This is a genomic window from Stenotrophomonas sp. YJH_SMC_120 (genome assembly GCF_059368675.1).
In genome coordinates this window covers 52,756-68,758 of the sequence record NZ_JCAFRY010000006.1, presented here as the reverse complement: position 1 = coordinate 68,758, position 16,003 = coordinate 52,756, and the positions used below count along the sequence as shown (strand labels likewise).

The 16,003-nt window shown below is 67.9% G+C and carries 16 protein-coding genes; 7 read left to right on the top strand and 9 right to left on the bottom strand.

The window, feature by feature from the left end; translation table 11 throughout:
* Positions 1-109 precede the first annotated feature (109 nt).
* The gene (gene btuB / locus AC5P60_RS10145; protein ID WP_262225794.1) at positions 110-1,951 is read left to right on the top strand and encodes a TonB-dependent vitamin B12 receptor; all 1,842 of its coding nucleotides are present in this window, start codon (positions 110-112) and stop codon (positions 1,949-1,951) included.
* A 100-nt stretch (positions 1,952-2,051) separates the two neighbouring features.
* Here btuB and gph read toward each other — a convergent pair whose 3' ends face one another.
* The 3 genes from gph to AC5P60_RS10130 all read right to left on the bottom strand — a co-directional run bounded on the left by gph (position 2,052) and on the right by AC5P60_RS10130 (position 4,491).
* Positions 2,052-2,708 carry a phosphoglycolate phosphatase gene (gph, locus tag AC5P60_RS10140; RefSeq protein ID WP_262225795.1) on the bottom strand — a complete coding sequence of 219 codons (657 nt, stop codon included), beginning with the start codon at positions 2,706-2,708 and terminating at the stop codon, positions 2,052-2,054.
* Positions 2,709-2,773: 65 nt separating this feature from the next.
* On the bottom strand, positions 2,774-3,565 hold the full coding sequence (locus AC5P60_RS10135) for a class I SAM-dependent methyltransferase (RefSeq protein WP_005412139.1): 792 nt from the start codon (positions 3,563-3,565) through the stop codon (positions 2,774-2,776).
* Complete coding sequence (locus tag AC5P60_RS10130; RefSeq protein WP_197614720.1) at positions 3,562-4,491, bottom strand: LysR family transcriptional regulator; 930 nt, start codon at positions 4,489-4,491, stop codon at positions 3,562-3,564. Before AC5P60_RS10130 ends, AC5P60_RS10135 begins: the two co-directional genes overlap by 4 nt.
* Positions 4,492-4,599: 108 nt before the next feature.
* Between AC5P60_RS10130 and AC5P60_RS10125 the strand changes: the two genes are divergently transcribed.
* Positions 4,600-5,238, top strand: a complete 639-nt coding sequence (locus tag AC5P60_RS10125; protein WP_197614719.1) for an NAD(P)-dependent oxidoreductase — start codon at positions 4,600-4,602, stop codon at positions 5,236-5,238.
* A 138-nt stretch (positions 5,239-5,376) separates the two neighbouring features.
* Positions 5,377-6,288: an MBL fold metallo-hydrolase gene (locus AC5P60_RS10120; protein ID WP_483693451.1), complete on the top strand. Its 912-nt coding sequence runs from the start codon at positions 5,377-5,379 to the stop codon at positions 6,286-6,288.
* A 444-nt stretch (positions 6,289-6,732) separates the two neighbouring features.
* Here the strand turns inward: AC5P60_RS10120 and dinB are convergent, their stop codons facing one another.
* The gene (gene dinB, locus AC5P60_RS10115; protein ID WP_111188501.1) at positions 6,733-7,827 is read right to left on the bottom strand and encodes a DNA polymerase IV; all 1,095 of its coding nucleotides are present in this window, start codon (positions 7,825-7,827) and stop codon (positions 6,733-6,735) included.
* Positions 7,828-8,017: 190 nt separating this feature from the next.
* On the opposite strand from dinB, the gene fabA reads away from it, so the two are divergent.
* Positions 8,018-8,533 carry a 3-hydroxyacyl-[acyl-carrier-protein] dehydratase FabA gene (fabA, locus tag AC5P60_RS10110; protein WP_005407930.1) on the top strand — a complete coding sequence of 172 codons (516 nt, stop codon included), beginning with the start codon at positions 8,018-8,020 and terminating at the stop codon, positions 8,531-8,533.
* Positions 8,533-9,741, top strand: a complete 1,209-nt coding sequence (fabB, locus tag AC5P60_RS10105) for a beta-ketoacyl-ACP synthase I (protein ID WP_088428693.1) — start codon at positions 8,533-8,535, stop codon at positions 9,739-9,741. Before fabA ends, fabB begins: the two co-directional genes overlap by 1 nt.
* A 115-nt stretch (positions 9,742-9,856) precedes the next feature.
* On the opposite strand, the gene AC5P60_RS10100 is transcribed toward fabB, so the two are convergent.
* The 3 genes from AC5P60_RS10100 to AC5P60_RS10090 are packed head-to-tail and all read right to left on the bottom strand — an operon-like array spanning position 9,857 to position 12,299.
* Positions 9,857-10,540 (bottom strand): HAD family hydrolase, encoded by a 684-nt coding sequence (locus tag AC5P60_RS10100; protein ID WP_164208260.1) that lies wholly within the window; start codon positions 10,538-10,540, stop codon positions 9,857-9,859.
* Positions 10,537-11,238 carry a pseudouridine synthase gene (locus tag AC5P60_RS10095; protein ID WP_049402679.1) on the bottom strand — a complete coding sequence of 234 codons (702 nt, stop codon included), beginning with the start codon at positions 11,236-11,238 and terminating at the stop codon, positions 10,537-10,539. The genes AC5P60_RS10100 and AC5P60_RS10095 overlap by 4 nt, the downstream gene beginning before the upstream one ends.
* Positions 11,235-12,299, bottom strand: a complete 1,065-nt coding sequence (locus AC5P60_RS10090) for a class I SAM-dependent methyltransferase (RefSeq protein ID WP_049395664.1) — start codon at positions 12,297-12,299, stop codon at positions 11,235-11,237. Before AC5P60_RS10090 ends, AC5P60_RS10095 begins: the two co-directional genes overlap by 4 nt.
* 156 nt (positions 12,300-12,455) lie before the next feature.
* On the opposite strand from AC5P60_RS10090, the gene AC5P60_RS10085 reads away from it, so the two are divergent.
* A complete protein-coding gene (locus AC5P60_RS10085; RefSeq protein ID WP_005407925.1) occupies positions 12,456-12,719 on the top strand; it encodes a hypothetical protein in 264 nt (87 codons plus the stop codon).
* 82 nt (positions 12,720-12,801) lie between these two features.
* Here AC5P60_RS10085 and AC5P60_RS10080 read toward each other — a convergent pair whose 3' ends face one another.
* Complete coding sequence (locus tag AC5P60_RS10080) at positions 12,802-13,092, bottom strand: DUF3247 family protein (protein ID WP_024957100.1); 291 nt, start codon at positions 13,090-13,092, stop codon at positions 12,802-12,804.
* 43 nt (positions 13,093-13,135) lie between these two features.
* Positions 13,136-15,124 carry a hybrid sensor histidine kinase/response regulator gene (locus AC5P60_RS10075; protein WP_164208264.1) on the bottom strand — a complete coding sequence of 663 codons (1,989 nt, stop codon included), beginning with the start codon at positions 15,122-15,124 and terminating at the stop codon, positions 13,136-13,138.
* Between the two features lie 244 nt (positions 15,125-15,368).
* Here AC5P60_RS10075 and AC5P60_RS10070 point away from each other — a divergent pair, with 244 nt between their 5' ends.
* A complete protein-coding gene (locus tag AC5P60_RS10070; protein WP_049431987.1) occupies positions 15,369-15,932 on the top strand; it encodes a DUF3016 domain-containing protein in 564 nt (187 codons plus the stop codon).
* Positions 15,933-16,003: the final 71 nt, after the last annotated feature.

The window sequence follows — 16,003 nt, the reverse complement described above, 5'->3', positions numbered from 1 at the left end:
GTGGGCATGGCGCTGGATGACCGTGGCGTGCGCTGCGGCATCGGCGCACGCCTGCCTTCGCGGCTCCTCCCCTTCGCCACGCGGGCGTGCGTGGCACCCGGAGTCCCCCATGAAGCTGCAGTCCCGAATGCTGTCCCTGGCCGTGCTGGCCGCCCTGCCCGCGCTGGCCCAGGCCGCCAATGACACCACCGCGCTCGACCAGATCCTGGTCACTGCCACCCGCACCCCGATCGCCCTGCAGGACAGCATCGCGCCGGCGCAGGTGATCGACCGCGCCCAGATCGAATCCAGCCAGGCCACCTCGCTGCAGGAACTGCTGCGCGGTCGCGCCGGCATCAACCTGGCCAATGCCGGCGGCCTCGGCAAGCAGAGCTCGCTGTTCCTGCGCGGTACCAATTCCGGCCACACCGTAGTGCTGGTGGACGGCGTGCGCATCAACAGCGCCGACCTCGGCCTGGCCATGTACCAGGACCTGCCGCTGGCGCAGATCGAGCGCGTGGAAATCGTGCGCGGCCCGCAGTCGAGCCTGTACGGCGCCGACGCCATCGGTGGCGTGATCCAGATCTTCACCCGCCGCAACCAGGGCGATTTCGCTCCGCACTTCCAGCTTGGCGGTGGCAGCAACGGCCTGCGTGAAGCAAGCGGTGGCATTGGCGGCGGTACCGAACGCGGCTGGTTCGGTGCGGATATCGCCTACCAGCATTCCGATGGCATCGATGCCTGCCGCGGCTCGGCCACGCTGTTCGCCGGCTGCTTCGCCGACGAGCCCGACCGCGACGGCTACCGCAACCTGTCCAAGAGCCTGCGCGGTGGCTACACCTTCAACGAGCAGTGGAACGTGGAAGGCAGCGCCCTGCGCGCCGACGGCAGGAACCATTACGACGGTTACTACAACTATTCGGAAACCCGCCAGCAGGTGCTGGCCGGCAAGGTGCGCTACACCCCGTCCGAGCGCCTGGCATTCACCGCCAACGTCGGCCGCAGTGACAACGAGTCGGACAACTTCGGCGACTTCGGTGCACGTGGCAGCGCACAGACCCACCGCGACAGCGCCTCCCTGCAGGGCGATTTCGGCGTGGCCGAGGGCCAGCTGCTGAGCGCAGGCGTTGACTGGAGCGAAGACAACCTGGATGGCAGCAGCGCGGGTTACCTGGTCGACAGCCGCCGCAACACCGGCGTGTTCGTGCAGTACCAGGGCCGCTTCGGCCGCCACCAGCTGCAGGCCAGCGCACGCAACGACGACAACCAGCAGTTCGGCAACCACGCCACCGGCAGCGTTGGCTGGGCGATGGAGCTGGGCCACGGCCTGCGCCTCAACGCCAGCTATGGCACGGCGTTCAAGGCACCGACCTTCAGCGATCTGTACGACCCGTGGAGCGGCGTGCCGACGTTGAAGCCGGAGAAGTCCAAGAGCGCCAACCTCGGCGTTTCGCAGCAGGGCCAGGGCTGGCACTGGGGCCTGGACGTGTATGAAACCCGCATCGATGACCTGATCACCTACGATGCGGCAACCTTCAAGATGCAGCAGGTGGAGAAGGCCCGCATCCGCGGTGCCGAGCTGACCGGTGGCGTGCTGCTGGCCGGCTTCGACATCAACGCGCAGCTGAGCTACACCGACCCGCGCAACCGCACCGGCGGCAGCACCCAGTTCGACAACTGGCTGCCACGCCGCGCGCAGCAGACCGCGCGCCTGGACATCGACCGTCGCTTCGGCGATTTCCGCGCAGGCCTGACCGTGCAGGGTGCCGGCAAGCGCTACGACGATGCCGCCAACACGGTGAAGGTGGGAGGTTACGGCACGCTGGACCTGCGCGCCGAGTACGCACTGACGCCATCGTGGTCGCTGCTGGCACGCGCCGCCAACGTCTTCGACCGTCGCTACGAAACGGTGGCATGGTTCAACCAGCCCGGCCGCGAGTACCAGTTGAGCGTGCGTTACCAGCCGAAGTGAGCGCAACGTTCATGGTAGTGCCGGCCACTGGCCGGCAACATCATGACCTTCGGCAACGCATTCCGGGTTGCCGGCCAGCGGCCGGCACTACCCCTCTGCTTCAGCCCCGCAACCCCGGCAGTTCACGCAGGTCGTCGATCACCGCCACCGCATGCGCGGTGGCCAGGTCCAGGCCGCGCGGATAGCCGTAGCGCACCAGCGCGATCGGCATGCCGGCCTCTTCGGCGGCGCGGTAGTCGGTCAACGAATCACCCACCATCAGGCAGGACTCCACCGGCAGCCCGAAGTGCGCGGCGATGTGCCGCAGTGGCTCGCCACTGGGCTTGCGCTGCGGCAGCGAATCCCCCCCCAGTACCAGCGCGAATGCATCACCGATACCCAGGTGCTGCAGCAGCGGCGGCACCAGTGCTTCGGGCTTGTTGGTGCAGATCGCCAGCGGCACGTTGCGCGCACGCAGTTGCGCCAGCGCTTCGCCCACGCCGTCGAACAGTCGCGGGCTGCGCAGCAGGCACTCACGGTAGTGCACCATGAACACCGGCATCACCTCGGCCAGGTCCACCTCGCGGCCGGCGGCCTGCACCGCCTGCTCGACCAGACGACGCACACCGTCACCGATCCAGCCCAGCACGGTGGCTTCCGGCACACGCGCCACGCCGATGTCCTCCAGCGTGCGGTTCAGCGCTTCGGCAATATCGGCAGCGCTGTCGACCAGCGTGCCATCGAGGTCGAACACGACCAGCGGATAGGGATACGACAAGGGAACGGCACCTGTGCGACGTGGGACCGTCCATTGTACGCCGCTGGTTTTTGCACCGATCCGCCTCAACCGATCCGGCGCGCGCGGGTAGCCAGGAAGGTGGGCAGATAGCGGTCGATCAGGAAGCGCGGCTGCGGCTGCCAGTCTTCCATGAAGCGATCGATGACGAAGCCGGCATCGAGCTGGCCACCGATCAGTTCGGTCAGGCTGTGGCCGAAGGTCAGCGCATCGCCCCGCGCCAGTTTCGCCTCGCGCTCGGCCGGTGGCAGGTCTTCCAGATCCGAATAGGGAATGGCGTACTGCGGCCGGATCAGGCCCTGTGCATCCAGCTGCGGATCGCGTGCACCGACGAACAGCACCGGGTTGTAGAAGCTGGCCATCAGCATGCCATCGCGCGCCAGCACGCGGCGGCATTCGGTCCACACCGGCCGGACGTCGGGCACGTACAGGTTGGATATCGGGTGGAACACCACATCGAAGCTGTCGTTGGCGAAGGCGTGCAGATCGCGCATGTCGCCCTGCACCGTGCGCAGTTGCAGGCCATCACGCGCCGCCACCTGACGATCCTGCTCGAGCTGGCCATCGGACAGATCGAACACGGTCACCTCCGCCCCGGCCGCCGCCAGCACCGGGGCCTGCTGGCCACCGCCCGAGGCCAGGCAGAGGATGCGGCGGCCGCGCACATCCCCCAGCCAGTCCAGCGGCAGCGCGCGCGGGGTCAGGTGCACCTGCCAGCGGCCATCGCGCGCGGCGGCAATCGTTGAGCTTTCCACCGGGCGCGACCATTCGCGCACTTCGCTGGCCTGGCGGTCCCAGGCAGCACGGTTGTGGTCGATCAAGGCCTGTCCGTGGTTCATGTGTTCTCCTTGCCCGGTGGGCGCCAATCCAGATCCTGGAAGGCCGGGCTGGCGAAACACTCGGCCAGGAAGTCCAGGAATCGCCGCATGATAGCGGGCTGCTGGCGCCGTGATGCGTACACGGCATGAATGCCGAGTTCGTCCAGACTGAACTCGGGCAACAACTCGATCAGCTCGCCACTGCGCAGCAGTGGCGCCACCTGGTAGGTCGGCAGCATCGCGATGCCGGCGCCCGCACGCACCGCTTCCAGCAACAGCGACGCTTCGTTGGCGCTGATGTTGCCGCCCACAGCCACCGACAGCGAACGGCCATCGCGGTGCAGCTGCCACAGGCTCTTGCCCACGTAGTGATGGGTCAGGCAGTTGTGCCCGGCCAGGTGTTCCGGGGCGGTAGGCGTACCGCGCGCGTGCAGGTACGACGGCGTCGCGCACAGCACCGAGCGGCAGGTGGCCAGCCGTCGTGCGATCAGGCTGGGATCGATCTGGCGGGCGATGCGCACGGCAAGGTCCACCCGCTCTTCCACCAGGTTCACCATGCGGTCGACCAGCAGCAGTTCGATGCGCGCCGCCGGATGGCGTGCGACGAAACCGGCCACCGCACGCGCCAGGTGGCTCTGCCCGAACGACACGCTGGCGGTCACCCGCAGCGTGCCATGCGGTTCGGGATCGTCGCTGGCCAGCTCACCCTGCAGTTCCTCGCCGATGGCCAGCATCTGCCGGAAGCGCGCCAGCGCCGCCTCGCCGGGGCCGGTCAGGCTGACCCGGCGCGTGGTCCGGTGCAGCAGGCGCGCGCCCAGCCAAGCCTCGACCTCGGCCAGGTAGCGGCTGACCATCGCCCGCGACATGTCCAGCACCTCGGCGGCGGCGGTGAGGCTGCCGCGCTCGGCCACCTCGACGAATACGGTCATGGCGGTCAGTCGGTCCATATGCTCGATCCATGCAACAAACAAGCGCGTTATACGCTGTTTTTCGAGCGACTGCAGCGGCCTAGAGTGGCCCCATTCCCACCCCACACCGCCCCACGGAGTCCTGCCATGAAGATCGCCCTCGTTGGTTCCACCGGCAACATCGGCCGCCAGATCGCCCGCCACGCGCTGGCCAACGGCCACGAACTCACCGTCATCGTGCGCAGCGCGCAGGATCTTCCGGCCGAACTGGCCGGTGCCCATCCGGTGATCGCCTCGCTGGATGACCAGGATGCCCTGGTCGCCGCCATCGCCGGCCACGACGTGCTGGCCAGCGCCTATGGCCCGCGTTCGGGCGATGACATCGGCCGCGTCGGCGAAGTGGCCGCGCAGCTGGCCGCCGCCGCGCGCAAGGCCGGTGTACCGCGCCTGGTGGTGGTCGGTGGCGCCGGCAGCCTGGAAGTCGCGCCGGGCGTGCAGCTGGTCGATACCCCCAACTTCCCGGAGGCCTACAAGCCGTACGCGCTGGCCCATCGTGAAGCCTTCAATCGCCTGCAGGCGCTGGACGACCTGGACTGGACCTTCTTCTCGCCGGCCGCCGAAATCGGCCCGGGTGAAGAGCGCGGCCAGTACCGCGTGCAGCCCAAGGCCTTCCTCGCTGATGCCAGCGGCCACAGCCGCATCAGCTATGCCGACTACGGCGCCGCGTTCGTCGCCGAGCTGGAAGCGCACCAGTACCCGAAGCAGATCATCACCGCGGCGTACTGATCGACGCGCGTGCCCTGTAGAGCCGAAGGCAACGGCAGGAGCCGTTGCCAACGTCGCTTGCGACGGCCCGCAGAGGCCCGGGCAAGGACGCCCGGCATAGCCCACGTTCGGCTCCCCATTCGACACAAGGAATTTCCCATGCGCACCGCTGCCCTGCTGCTTCCCCTCGCGCTGGCCGCCGCCTTCGCCAGTGCTCCGCTGATGGCCGCTTCGGCCACGCCGACGCCGGCCACGGCGACCAGATCCCAGCTGCACCTGCAGACCTTCCATCCGGGACCGCAGGCGATGTTCTCGGTGTCTTCGGTGCTGATCGAAGGCCGCCATGACGCGATCCTGGTCGATGCGCAGTTCGGCGCCAGCGACGCGCGCAAGCTGGTCGAGCTGATCCGCGCCAGCGGCAAGCAGCTGACAACGATCTACATCAGCCACGGTGATCCGGACTATTACTTCGGCCTGGCTACCCTGCAGGACGCGTTCCCGCAGGCACGCATCGTCGCCACCGCGCAGACCGTTGCCCATATCCAGCAGAGCCAGGCCGGCAAGCTGGCCTACTGGGGGCCGAAGATGGGCGCAGACGTGCCGGCGCGCATCGTGGTGCCGCAGGTGCTGGACGGCGACGCCCTGCAGCTGGAAGGCCAGCGCCTGCCGCTGATCGGCCTGGACGGCCCAACCCCTGATCGCACGGTGTTGTGGGTGCCGTCGCTGCGCGCGATCGTCGGCGGCATTCCGGTTGTGGCCGGTGAACACGTGTGGATGGCCGACACGCAGACGCCGAAGTCGCATGCCGACTGGCTGCAGACCCTGCAGCGGTTGCAGGCGCTGAAGCCGAAGGTGGTGGTGCCGGGGCATTACGCGCCGGGTGCCGCACTGGATGCCAGTGCGCTGGTGTTCACGGCGGACTACATCCGCGCGTTCGATGCCGAGACGGCAAAGGCCAAGGACAGTGCGGCGCTGATGAAGGCGATGCAGGCGCGCTATCCGAAGCTGGCGGGCGTGGCGTCGCTGGAACTGAGTGCGAAGGTGGCCAAGGGCGAGATGCAGTGGCCGTGAGGTAGGGAGTTTTCTTTTTGCAGGGCTGCGCCCTGCACCCGCAGAGGCAACAGCAACAGCAACAGCAACAGCTGGCTATCCGTGGGATGGCGAGGTGGGTCCGGTTGCGGGGGACGCTGCAAGTCCCCCTCCGGGGCCCGGCCCAGCCGCTGGCGGCTGTGCGTTCGGGCGCTTGCGAAGCAGTGCTTCGCAAGCAAAGCGCCCTCACCCATGTAAGCTCGATCGCGGCTTGCTCGTGTGCGCTGTCCTGCGCACACGGCAAGACCGGGGTTGGGCGTCCTGCCCAACCCGCCCGAGGCATGCCTCGGGCCCATGCGGCTCACGCCCCCGCAACCGGACCCACCCCGCCTTCGACAGTTCTCCGCGATCTGCCTGGGTGGCATGTCTGCGCACGGGGTCGGATCCCGTTGCTGCGCAACGGGCTCTGACCCCACTGTTTGATGATTAGGTATCTGTGGGATTGATCATGTCGTGCTCGAACAGTTCCCCCTGCACCACCGCCTCCTTTTCGCGGAAGCCACCAAGGCCGACGCCGACCAGGCGGTAACGGGTCTCCGCCGGCAGGTCGACGCGGGCGCGCAGCGACAGGGCGATGTCACGCAGCTCTTCCATCGATTCCGGCGGGCGCTCCGGGGTGAAGCTGCGGGTGAGGATGCGGAACTGCGCGGTCTTCAGTTTCAGCACCACGGTGTGGCCGATGCGCTCGGTCTTGCGCGTGGCGTTCCAGGTCTTCCCTGCCAGCTGCACGATCGCCTCGGTCAGGTCTTCCAGCAGCAGGTCTTCGGCGAAGGTGTCCTCCGAGGAGATCGACTGCACCTGCTGGTCCGGTTCCACCGGCCGCTCGTCGATGCCACGTGCGCGGTTGTACAGGCTGCGGCCGAAGCTGCCGAATGCCTCTTCCAGATCGATCAAGGCCCACTGCCGCAGGTCGCCGCAGGTGACGATGCCGCGCGCGGCCAGCTTGCCTTCCATGACCTTGCCGACGCCGGGCACGCGGTTCACCGGCAGCGGCGCCAGGAACGCATCCACGCGCTGCGGCGGAATCACGAACTGGCCGTCGGGCTTGCGCCAGTCCGAGGCGATCTTGGCCAGGAACTTGTTCGGCGCGATCCCGGCTGAAGCAGTCAGGTTCGTTTCCTCGCGGATCTGCGCGCGGATGGTGCGGGCGATGTCGGTGGCCAGTTCGATGCCACTCTTCGGCTCGGTCACGTCCAGGTAGGCCTCGTCCAGCGACAGCGGCTCGACCAGGTCGGTATGGCGCAGGAAGATCGCGCGTACCTGCTGTGACACCGCCTTGTAACGCGCGAAGTCCGGTGGCACGAAGATCGCGTCCGGGCACAGGCGCTCGGCACGCACGGCGGGCATCGCCGAACGCACGCCGAACACGCGCGCCTCGTAGGACGCCGCGCATACGACCGAGCGGGCACCACGCCATGCCACGACCACTGGCTTGCCACGCAGTGACGGATCGTCGCGCTGCTCCACCGACGCGTAGAACGCGTCCATGTCAACGTGGATGATCTTGCGCAGTCGGGTCATGTCAGCTGGGAAAGGCGGGGCCGGGCCGGGTGGGCCACACGCCGAAGTATGGTCGTTGCACATCAACAGGATGCGCGTATTCCCTTGAAAACACTACGGTTGCGTACGGTTGAAATGTTTGATCGGCGCAGTTTCCACGGGCATTCTCGGGCGCTTGTTTCCCTGTTCTTCGCTTCCAGGATTGTGCTTCATGACCCGTCTCCACGCGTTCAACCGCGAACAGCTGCTGGCCAGCGCACGCGGTGAACTGTTCGGCACCGCTGCCGGCCGTCTGCCCAACGACCCGATGCTGATGTTCGACCGCATCACCGACATCCGCGAGGACGGCGGACCGCATGGCAAAGGCATGGTACGCGCCGAACTGGATATCCGCCCGGACCTGTGGTTCTTCGGCTGCCATTTCATTGGCGACCCGGTGATGCCCGGCTGCCTGGGCCTGGACGCCATGTGGCAGCTGACCGGCTTCTTCCTGACCTGGCTGGGCGCCCCCGGCAAGGGCCGCGCGCTGGGCTGTGGCGAAGTGAAGTTCACCGGCCAGGTGCTGCCGGAAGCCAAGCTCGTGCGTTACGAGATCGACATCAGCCGCGTCATCAACCGCAAGCTGGTGATGGCCCAGTCGGACGCCCGCATGTACGTGGATGACCGCGAAATCTACAGCGCGCGCGACCTGCGCGTCGGCCTGTTCACCGAAACCGGGAGCTTCTGATGCGTCGCGTCGTCATCACCGGCATGGGCATCACGTCCTGCCTCGGCAATGATCTGGATACCGTTTCGGCCGCGCTGCGCGAAGGGCGCTCGGGCATCACCGCCCTGGCCGACCACGCCGAAGCGGGCCTGCGCAGCCAGGTCGGCGGTCGTGTCGACCTCGATCTGGAGGCGCTGATCGACCGCAAGCAGAAGCGCTTCATGAGCGATGCAGCGGCCTTCGCCTATCTGGCCATGCGCGATGCCATCGCCGATGCCGGGCTCAGCGCCGAGCAAGTCAGCAGCCTGCGCACCGGCCTGATCGCCGGTTCCGGTGGCGGCTCCAGCGAATGGCAGATCGGCGCGGTCGACCTGCTGCGCGAACGTGGTGTGCGCAAGGTCGGCCCGTACATGGTGCCGCGCACGATGTGCTCGACGGTCTCGGCCTGCCTGGCCACGGCCTACCAGATCAAGGGCGTCAGCTATTCGCTGTCGGCCGCCTGCGCGACCTCGGCGCACTGTATCGGCGCGGCCGCGGACATGATCCGCCATGGCGCGCAGGACATCATGTTCGCCGGTGGCGGTGAAGACCTGCACTGGTCGATGAGCGTGATGTTCGATGCGATGGGCGCGCTGTCGACCAGCTTCAACGAAACCCCGGCCAGCGCCTCGCGTCCGTACGACAAGGACCGCGACGGCTTCGTCATCGCCGGTGGTGGCGGCATGCTGGTGCTGGAGGACTACGACCACGCCGTTGCGCGCGGCGCGCACATCCACGCCGAACTGATCGGCTATGGCGTGACCTCCGACGGCGCCGACATGGTCGCTCCGTCCGGCGAAGGCGCGGTGCGCTGCATGAAGATGGCGCTGCAGGGCGTCGATCGCCCGCTGGACTACCTCAACACCCACGGCACCTCCACGCCGCTGGGCGACGTCACCGAGCTCAATGCGATCCGCGAAGTGTTCGGCGATGCGGTGCCGCCGCTGTCCTCGACCAAGGCGCTGTCCGGCCATTCGCTCGGTGCGGCGAGCGTGCACGAGGCGATCTATTGCCTGCTGATGATGCGCGATGGCTTCGTTGCCGGTTCGGCCAACATCGGCGAGCTGGACCCGAAGGTGGAGAGCTTCCCGATCCTGCGCGAAAGCCGCGAGCAGCAGCTGGATACGGTGATGTCCAACAGCTTCGGCTTCGGTGGCACCAACGCCGCGCTTGTGTTCGGGCGGGTGTGATGGGACAGGTGTGCCGACCAACGGTCGGCACCCACCAGGGCAGTAAAGAGTGCCGACCAAGGTTGGCACCCACCGGGGCATTGGGGTCTGCCGACCAACGGTCGGCACCTACCGGTTACCTCGGCAACAACGGCAGCAGGAGCGCGTGCGCGTCCACCAGCGAGCCGACGATGCGGTGGCCCAGTGCGCGCAGTTCTTCGTCAGGATGCACCAGGTCAGGCACCTGGATCACGGTCATGCCGGCCGCCAGCGCCGCTCGCGTACCGGCCGGTGAGTCTTCCAGCGCCAGGCAGCGTTCCGGCGCCTGGCCCAGCCGCTGCGCGGCCAGCAGGTAGATATCCGGCGCCGGCTTCGGCCGCGCCACGTCGCCACTGGTGATCACCGCATCGAAGTACGGCAGCAGGCCAGCGGCCGTCAGCTTGCGGTTGGCCCGCGGCTGCCGCGTGGTGGTTGCCACCGCACGCGGTACCGCGTGCGCCTTCAACAGCTCCAGCAGCTCCAGGATGCCCGGCCGCAGCGGCAGGCCGGTCTGGGTGCGTGCTTCGTACAGCTCATGGCAGCGTGCAGCCACCGCCTCGATCACGCTGTCCTCGATCCCCTGCGCACGCAGCAGCGCGTGCGTGTCGCGGTCACCGAGGCCGACCATGCGCAGGAACACGGCCTCGTCCAGGCCCAGTCCGAATTCGTCGGCGGCCTCGCTCCAACAGGCCAGCGAGACCCGCTCGCTGTCGATCATCAGGCCGTCCATGTCGAAGATGACGGCGTCGGGGAGGAACGGCAGCGCAGCGATGGTGGTCATGGAGCGAACAGCGTATCCAGGTCGGTGGAGGTGAGCTGCCGCCATTGCCCTTCGTCCAGCCCCTGCAGGTCCAGCCCGCCGACGCGGCTGCGGTGCAGGGCCTGCACGTGGTTGCCGGTGGCGGCGAACATGCGGCGTACCTGATGGTAGCGGCCTTCGTGCAGCACCAGGCGCGCGTGGCGCGCATCCAGCACTTCCAGTTCAGCCGGCAGCAGGGGCGTCTTCTCGGACTCCAGCATCAGCGTACCGCTGGCGAACAACGCGACCTCGTCGCCGCGCAGGTCGTCGCTCAACTCGACCTCATAGACTTTCGGCAGCTTCGACTTCGGCGAGATGATCCGGTGCAGCAGGCCGCCATCGTCGGTCAGCAGCAGCAGGCCACTGGTCTCGCGGTCGAGGCGGCCCACCGTGGACAGCACCGGATCGCGATCGCGGAAGCGCGGCGGCAGCAGATCGTAGATCAGGCGGCCGGTGTCCTTGGTCGAGCAGGTGTAGCCGGCCGGCTTGTGCAGCGCGATCGACAGGCCCACCGGCGGGTCCAGCGGCTCGCCGTCGACACGGATCGCCTCATGCGGCACCTGGTCGTCGGCATACAGCACCTCGCCATCGGCGTCGGTGACGCGGCCTTCGCGGAACATCCACTGCACCTGCTTGCGGCTGCCATAGCCCAGGTTGGCGATGAGCTTGACCAGCTTCACTTGCCCTTCCCCTTCACCGCTTCCACCAGCTTGAAGCCATCACGCTCGGCGATCACGCGCACCGCGCCAAAGCTCTCGTTGAGCGTGTACTCGTACGGCAGGTGGCGGTTGGCCACCACGTACAGGCGTCCGCCCGGGCGCAGCGCCTGCGCGGCCACGGCGATGAAGCGCTGGCCGATGTCCGGGCGATCGGCGCGCGACGGCGTGTGGAACGGCGGGTTGCTGATGATGACGTCGTAGCCCGGTTCGATGCCGGCGGTGACGTCCTGCCACAGGAAGCGCAGCGGCAGCGGGCGCGGCGGCGGCGCCAGATTGAGTTCGGCCAGTGCCAGCGCGCGCTGCTCGGCTTCGTACAGGTCCAGCGCGGTGATCTTCGGGCAGCGTTCCAGCAGCTCGCGCGACAGGTAGCCGTAGCCCGCGCCGAGGTCGGCGGCACGCCCGGCCAGGTCGGCCGGCAGGTGTTCGGCCAACAGCGCCGACGCCGGGTCGATGCGATCCCAGGCGAACACGCCCGGGCGGCTGAGGAAACGGCCCCCGACAATCGGGCGCACTGCATCCAGCGCCGACCAGCGCTTGGCCAGGTCGGCGTCGTGCTGGCCCTGCATCGGCGCGGTCCAGTACACGCGGCAGTGATTCTTGGTCAGGCTGCCGCCGAGGCCGGTCAGCTGCTTGAGGTCACCCTCGCCCGAGCGTGCGCCTTCGTTGTTGGACTGGCAGGCAACGATGCGGCCGCCGTCGGCGACCAGCGCCAGCGCGCGGGCGAACAGCGCGCGGGCTTCTTCACGCTGGCGCGGCGGCAGCACCAGCACCAGCGGGTAGCGGCCCTTGCCGGCCACATCATCCAGCTGGCCGCTGACGGTCCAGCCAGCGGCCTGCTGCAGCGGCTGCGCGAACGGGGCGAAGCTCTGCTCGCAATGCACCTCGCGGTTGCCGGCCACTTCGCGCAGCGGCCAGCCGTCGCGGGCCCGCAGGAAAGCCACGGGGCCTTCCGGCCAGCGCAGGGCGCCTTGGGAGAACGGCAGGAACAGGGTCTGCAGGGGGGCGTCGTCGCTGGAGGCCATCGGCGCGGGTACTTCAAGCGTGAGGGCCGTCCATTGTACCGGCTTGACCGGGCCGGCCCCGGCAGCCGCTTTGCGAAACCCGAACGGGGCCTTGATCTGCCAGCAACATTGGAACGTTCAGGGTAGAGGCTCCCCCGGAAACCCAGGAGAACCTGCATGCGAGCCTTGTTCGTCGGTGGCGTGGTCGACAACAGTGAAATGGACCTGGAAGGCAGCCATCCGCCCGTGCATTACCCCGAGGACACCGGCGGCGGCCACTCGCGCTACCGGCTGCACCAGGTCGGTCATGGTGCCGACGGCAGCGTGGCCTATGCGGTGTATGGCGCGCCGGACCTGGCCGATGACGAGGTGGCGAGGGTTGCGGAGGAGCGGGCGTATGCACGCCGGTTCGAGGCGACGCCGACCCTGTTCGAGCACTGAGCGCAGCAGCCACGCATGGCGTGGCTCTACTGCAACCTCTGGTAGATCCACGCCAAGCGGGGATGGACCCGGCAGGTTGCCGTCAAACCCTCGGCGGCAACCTGCGGATGCTGGCGATCTCGTCCAACCACACATGGTGCTGCTGCACCGGCGTGTCGTAGTCATCCAGGCGCAGCTGGCCGTTGCTGCCTTCATCACCAGCGACGTTGCGGTATTGCTGCACGGTTGGCCTCACGGCCACCGTGCCGAGCAGGCGGCGGCCATCGTGCAGAATCAGTTCCACCTGCGTTTCGCCATCCAGCTGCGGCAGCAGGGCTTCCAGGCGCGCGATCTGCGCCGGATCGGTGTGGATACGTGGAGCGATACGGGACATCGGCGACCTCCTGATTGCAGGGTCGCCGATCGGCCGTGAATGTTCAGTGCAGCGCGCTGTCCGCGCGCGGCACCTGCACCTTGCGTACGGCAGCCACCAGCTGCGCCACCGAGTACGGCTTGGCGACATGCTCCTGGAAGCCCGACGCCAGCGCGCGGCGGCGGTCATCGGCACGCGCCAGTGCAGTCACCGCCACCGCAGGCAAGGTTGCCGCGTCCACGCCCATGTCCTCGCGCAGCGTGCGCACCAGCCCATAGCCATCCATGCCCGGCATGCCGATGTCGGTCAGCATCACGTGGTACTGCAGATGGCCGTTGTCGGCCAGCAGTGCCAGTGCCTCGCCGGCCGAGCTGGCCGCCGACACGCTGGCGCCCTGCTCTTCCAGCATGCGCCGCAGATACTCCAGCACCTCCGGCTGGTCTTCCACCGCCAGCACATGCATGCCCCGCAGCGGATACGGTTCGACGATCACCGGCTCCAGGATCGGCCCGCTGATGACTTCGCGCAGCGGCCGGCGCTCGGCATCCGGCAGGTGCTGGGGCAGGCGCACGGTAAACGTGGCGCCGTGGCCATGGCCTTCGCTGGCGGCGGCGACGGTGCCGCCGTGCAGTTCGACCAGCTGCTGCACGATAGCCAGGCCCAGGCCGAGGCCGCCATGGCGGCGCGTGGTGGTGCCATCGGCCTGGCGGAAGCGGCTGAACAGGTGGTTGAGGAACTCCGGTGCGATGCCATCGCCGGTGTCGCGCACCGTAATCACCCAGTGGATGCCGTCGGCCTGCAGCTGAACGTCGATGCGGCCCTCGGCCGGGGTGAACTTGATCGCATTCGAGAGCAGGTTCCAGAACACCTGCTGCAGGCGCGTGGCATCGCCCAATACCAGGCTGGGCTGCTCGGGCAGCTGCAGGTGCACGTCCAGCGCCTTGCCTTCGGCCACCAGTTCCTGCGCGCCGATGGCTTCGCCAAGCAGCGTGCGCAGGTCCAGCACTTCCACCTCCAGCTGTACCTTGCCCAGCAGCATGCTGCTGAGGTCGAGCATGTCCGAGATCAGCCGCTTCTGCGCACCGGCGCTGTTGGCGATCACGTTCAGGCCCTTGTACAGCGGGCTGGTGTTGTCCACGCGCTGCAGCAGCAGCTCGCTCCAACCGAGGATGGTGGTCAGCGGCGTGCGCAGCTCGTGCGACAGCGTGGCCAGGAACTCGTCCTTCAGCCGCGCCATGTTCTCGGCGGCGCTGCGCGCGGCGCGTTCGGACTGCAGCAGTTCCTCGCGTGCCAGTTCGATCTCGCGGCGCTCGGTCACGTCCGGGCTGCTGCCAGCCAGGCCGATGAAGCGGCCCATGCGCGAGAAGCGCGGGCGCGCGTTCATCTCCAGCCAGCGCCACTGGCCGTCGGCGCGCCGCGCACGTACCAGCGCATGCATCGAACGCTGCGCCTTCAGTGCTTCCTGCAGCTCGTACTCGAATACGGACGCATCGTCTGGATGCACCAGGCCGCGCCAGACATCTTCAGGAACGCGCGTTTCGTCGCCACCGAAAAACTCGCTGAAGGCGCTGTTGACGAAGCGGGCGTGGCCGCGCTCGTCGAGCACCCATACCGGCATCGGCAGGCCATCGGCCAGTGCGCTGAAGCGGGCTTCGCTTTCGCCCAGCTCCACTTCCATCTGCTTGCGCGCGGTGATGTCGAAGAACAGGATGCCGACCTTGTCTTCGCCCGGACGACCAACGCGCACCGCATCAACCGCGAACGAGCGGCCCAGGGCGCGCGCTTCCATCTCGAACTGGGCGGGGCGACCACTGCGGGCCACTTCACCGTAGATGCGGAACCAGTCTTCCTCGTGGTTCGGTTCCAACGCACTCATGCGCTGACCGCGTGCGTCCTTCAGGCCGGTATGGCGCTCGAAGGCGTCGTTGACCTCGATGAAACGATAGTCCACCGCGCGGTCGCCTTCGAACAGCACCTGGATCACGCAGAAACCGGCGTTGATGCGCTCAAGCACGCCATGATGCAGGTCGGGTTCGGGCGCCGGCACCAACATCGGTGGGCGCTCCACTAGGGGCGGCAGTGTGGACAAGGGCGTCTGGACGGGCCGGATTGGAGATACAGCATGTTCCAGAGAGCGTATTCACAGCGTCAAGCGCCGTCAGTCAGGGTTGACGACGATGAATTGGCGGTAACCCCCCTTGCATACGACGCAGCCGGCCATTGCAGTGACCCGGCCACCGGATCACACTCGATCCGTGATCAACATCGTCCCCAGCGCGGGGACGCAGGAGACCGTCATGAAACGCGCACTCGTGATTGCCCTGCTGGCAGGCTCCCTGGTGGCGGGCGGCGCCAACGCTGCAGCGCGCAACGTAACCGGTACGGACGCGCCGCGTGCGTTGCAGGCCAATGGCCCGGTCAGCGTGAAATGGGCGGATCCGGCCACGTTCACCGAGATCCGCCAGAGCACCAACCGCTTCGAGGCCGAACGCGGTGACTGGGTACAGCAGCTGGCCCGCTACCTGCAGACCACCGCTGCCAAGCCGCTGCAGCCTGGGCAGACCCTCGACGTCACCCTGGTGGACATCAAGCGTGCCGGTGACTACGAGCCGTGGCACGGCCCGCGTGCGCGCGACATCCGCGTGATGCGTGATATCTACCCGCCCCGCATCACCCTGCAGTACACGTTGAAGGACGCCGACGGCCGTATTGTGAGCGAAGGCGACGCCCGCCTGAGCGACTCCGGCTACCTGCAGGGCAGTGGGTTGCTGACCAACAGCGATCCGCTGCGCTACGAGAAGCGCCTGATTGATGACTGGGTGAAGCGCCAGCTCGCCAGCCAAGCCACCGCTGCGCGCTAGGCCCCTCGGCAGGTGTCGACCCTGGTCGACACGCATTCACCGCGCCGACCAAGGTCGGCCGCGACCAGAGC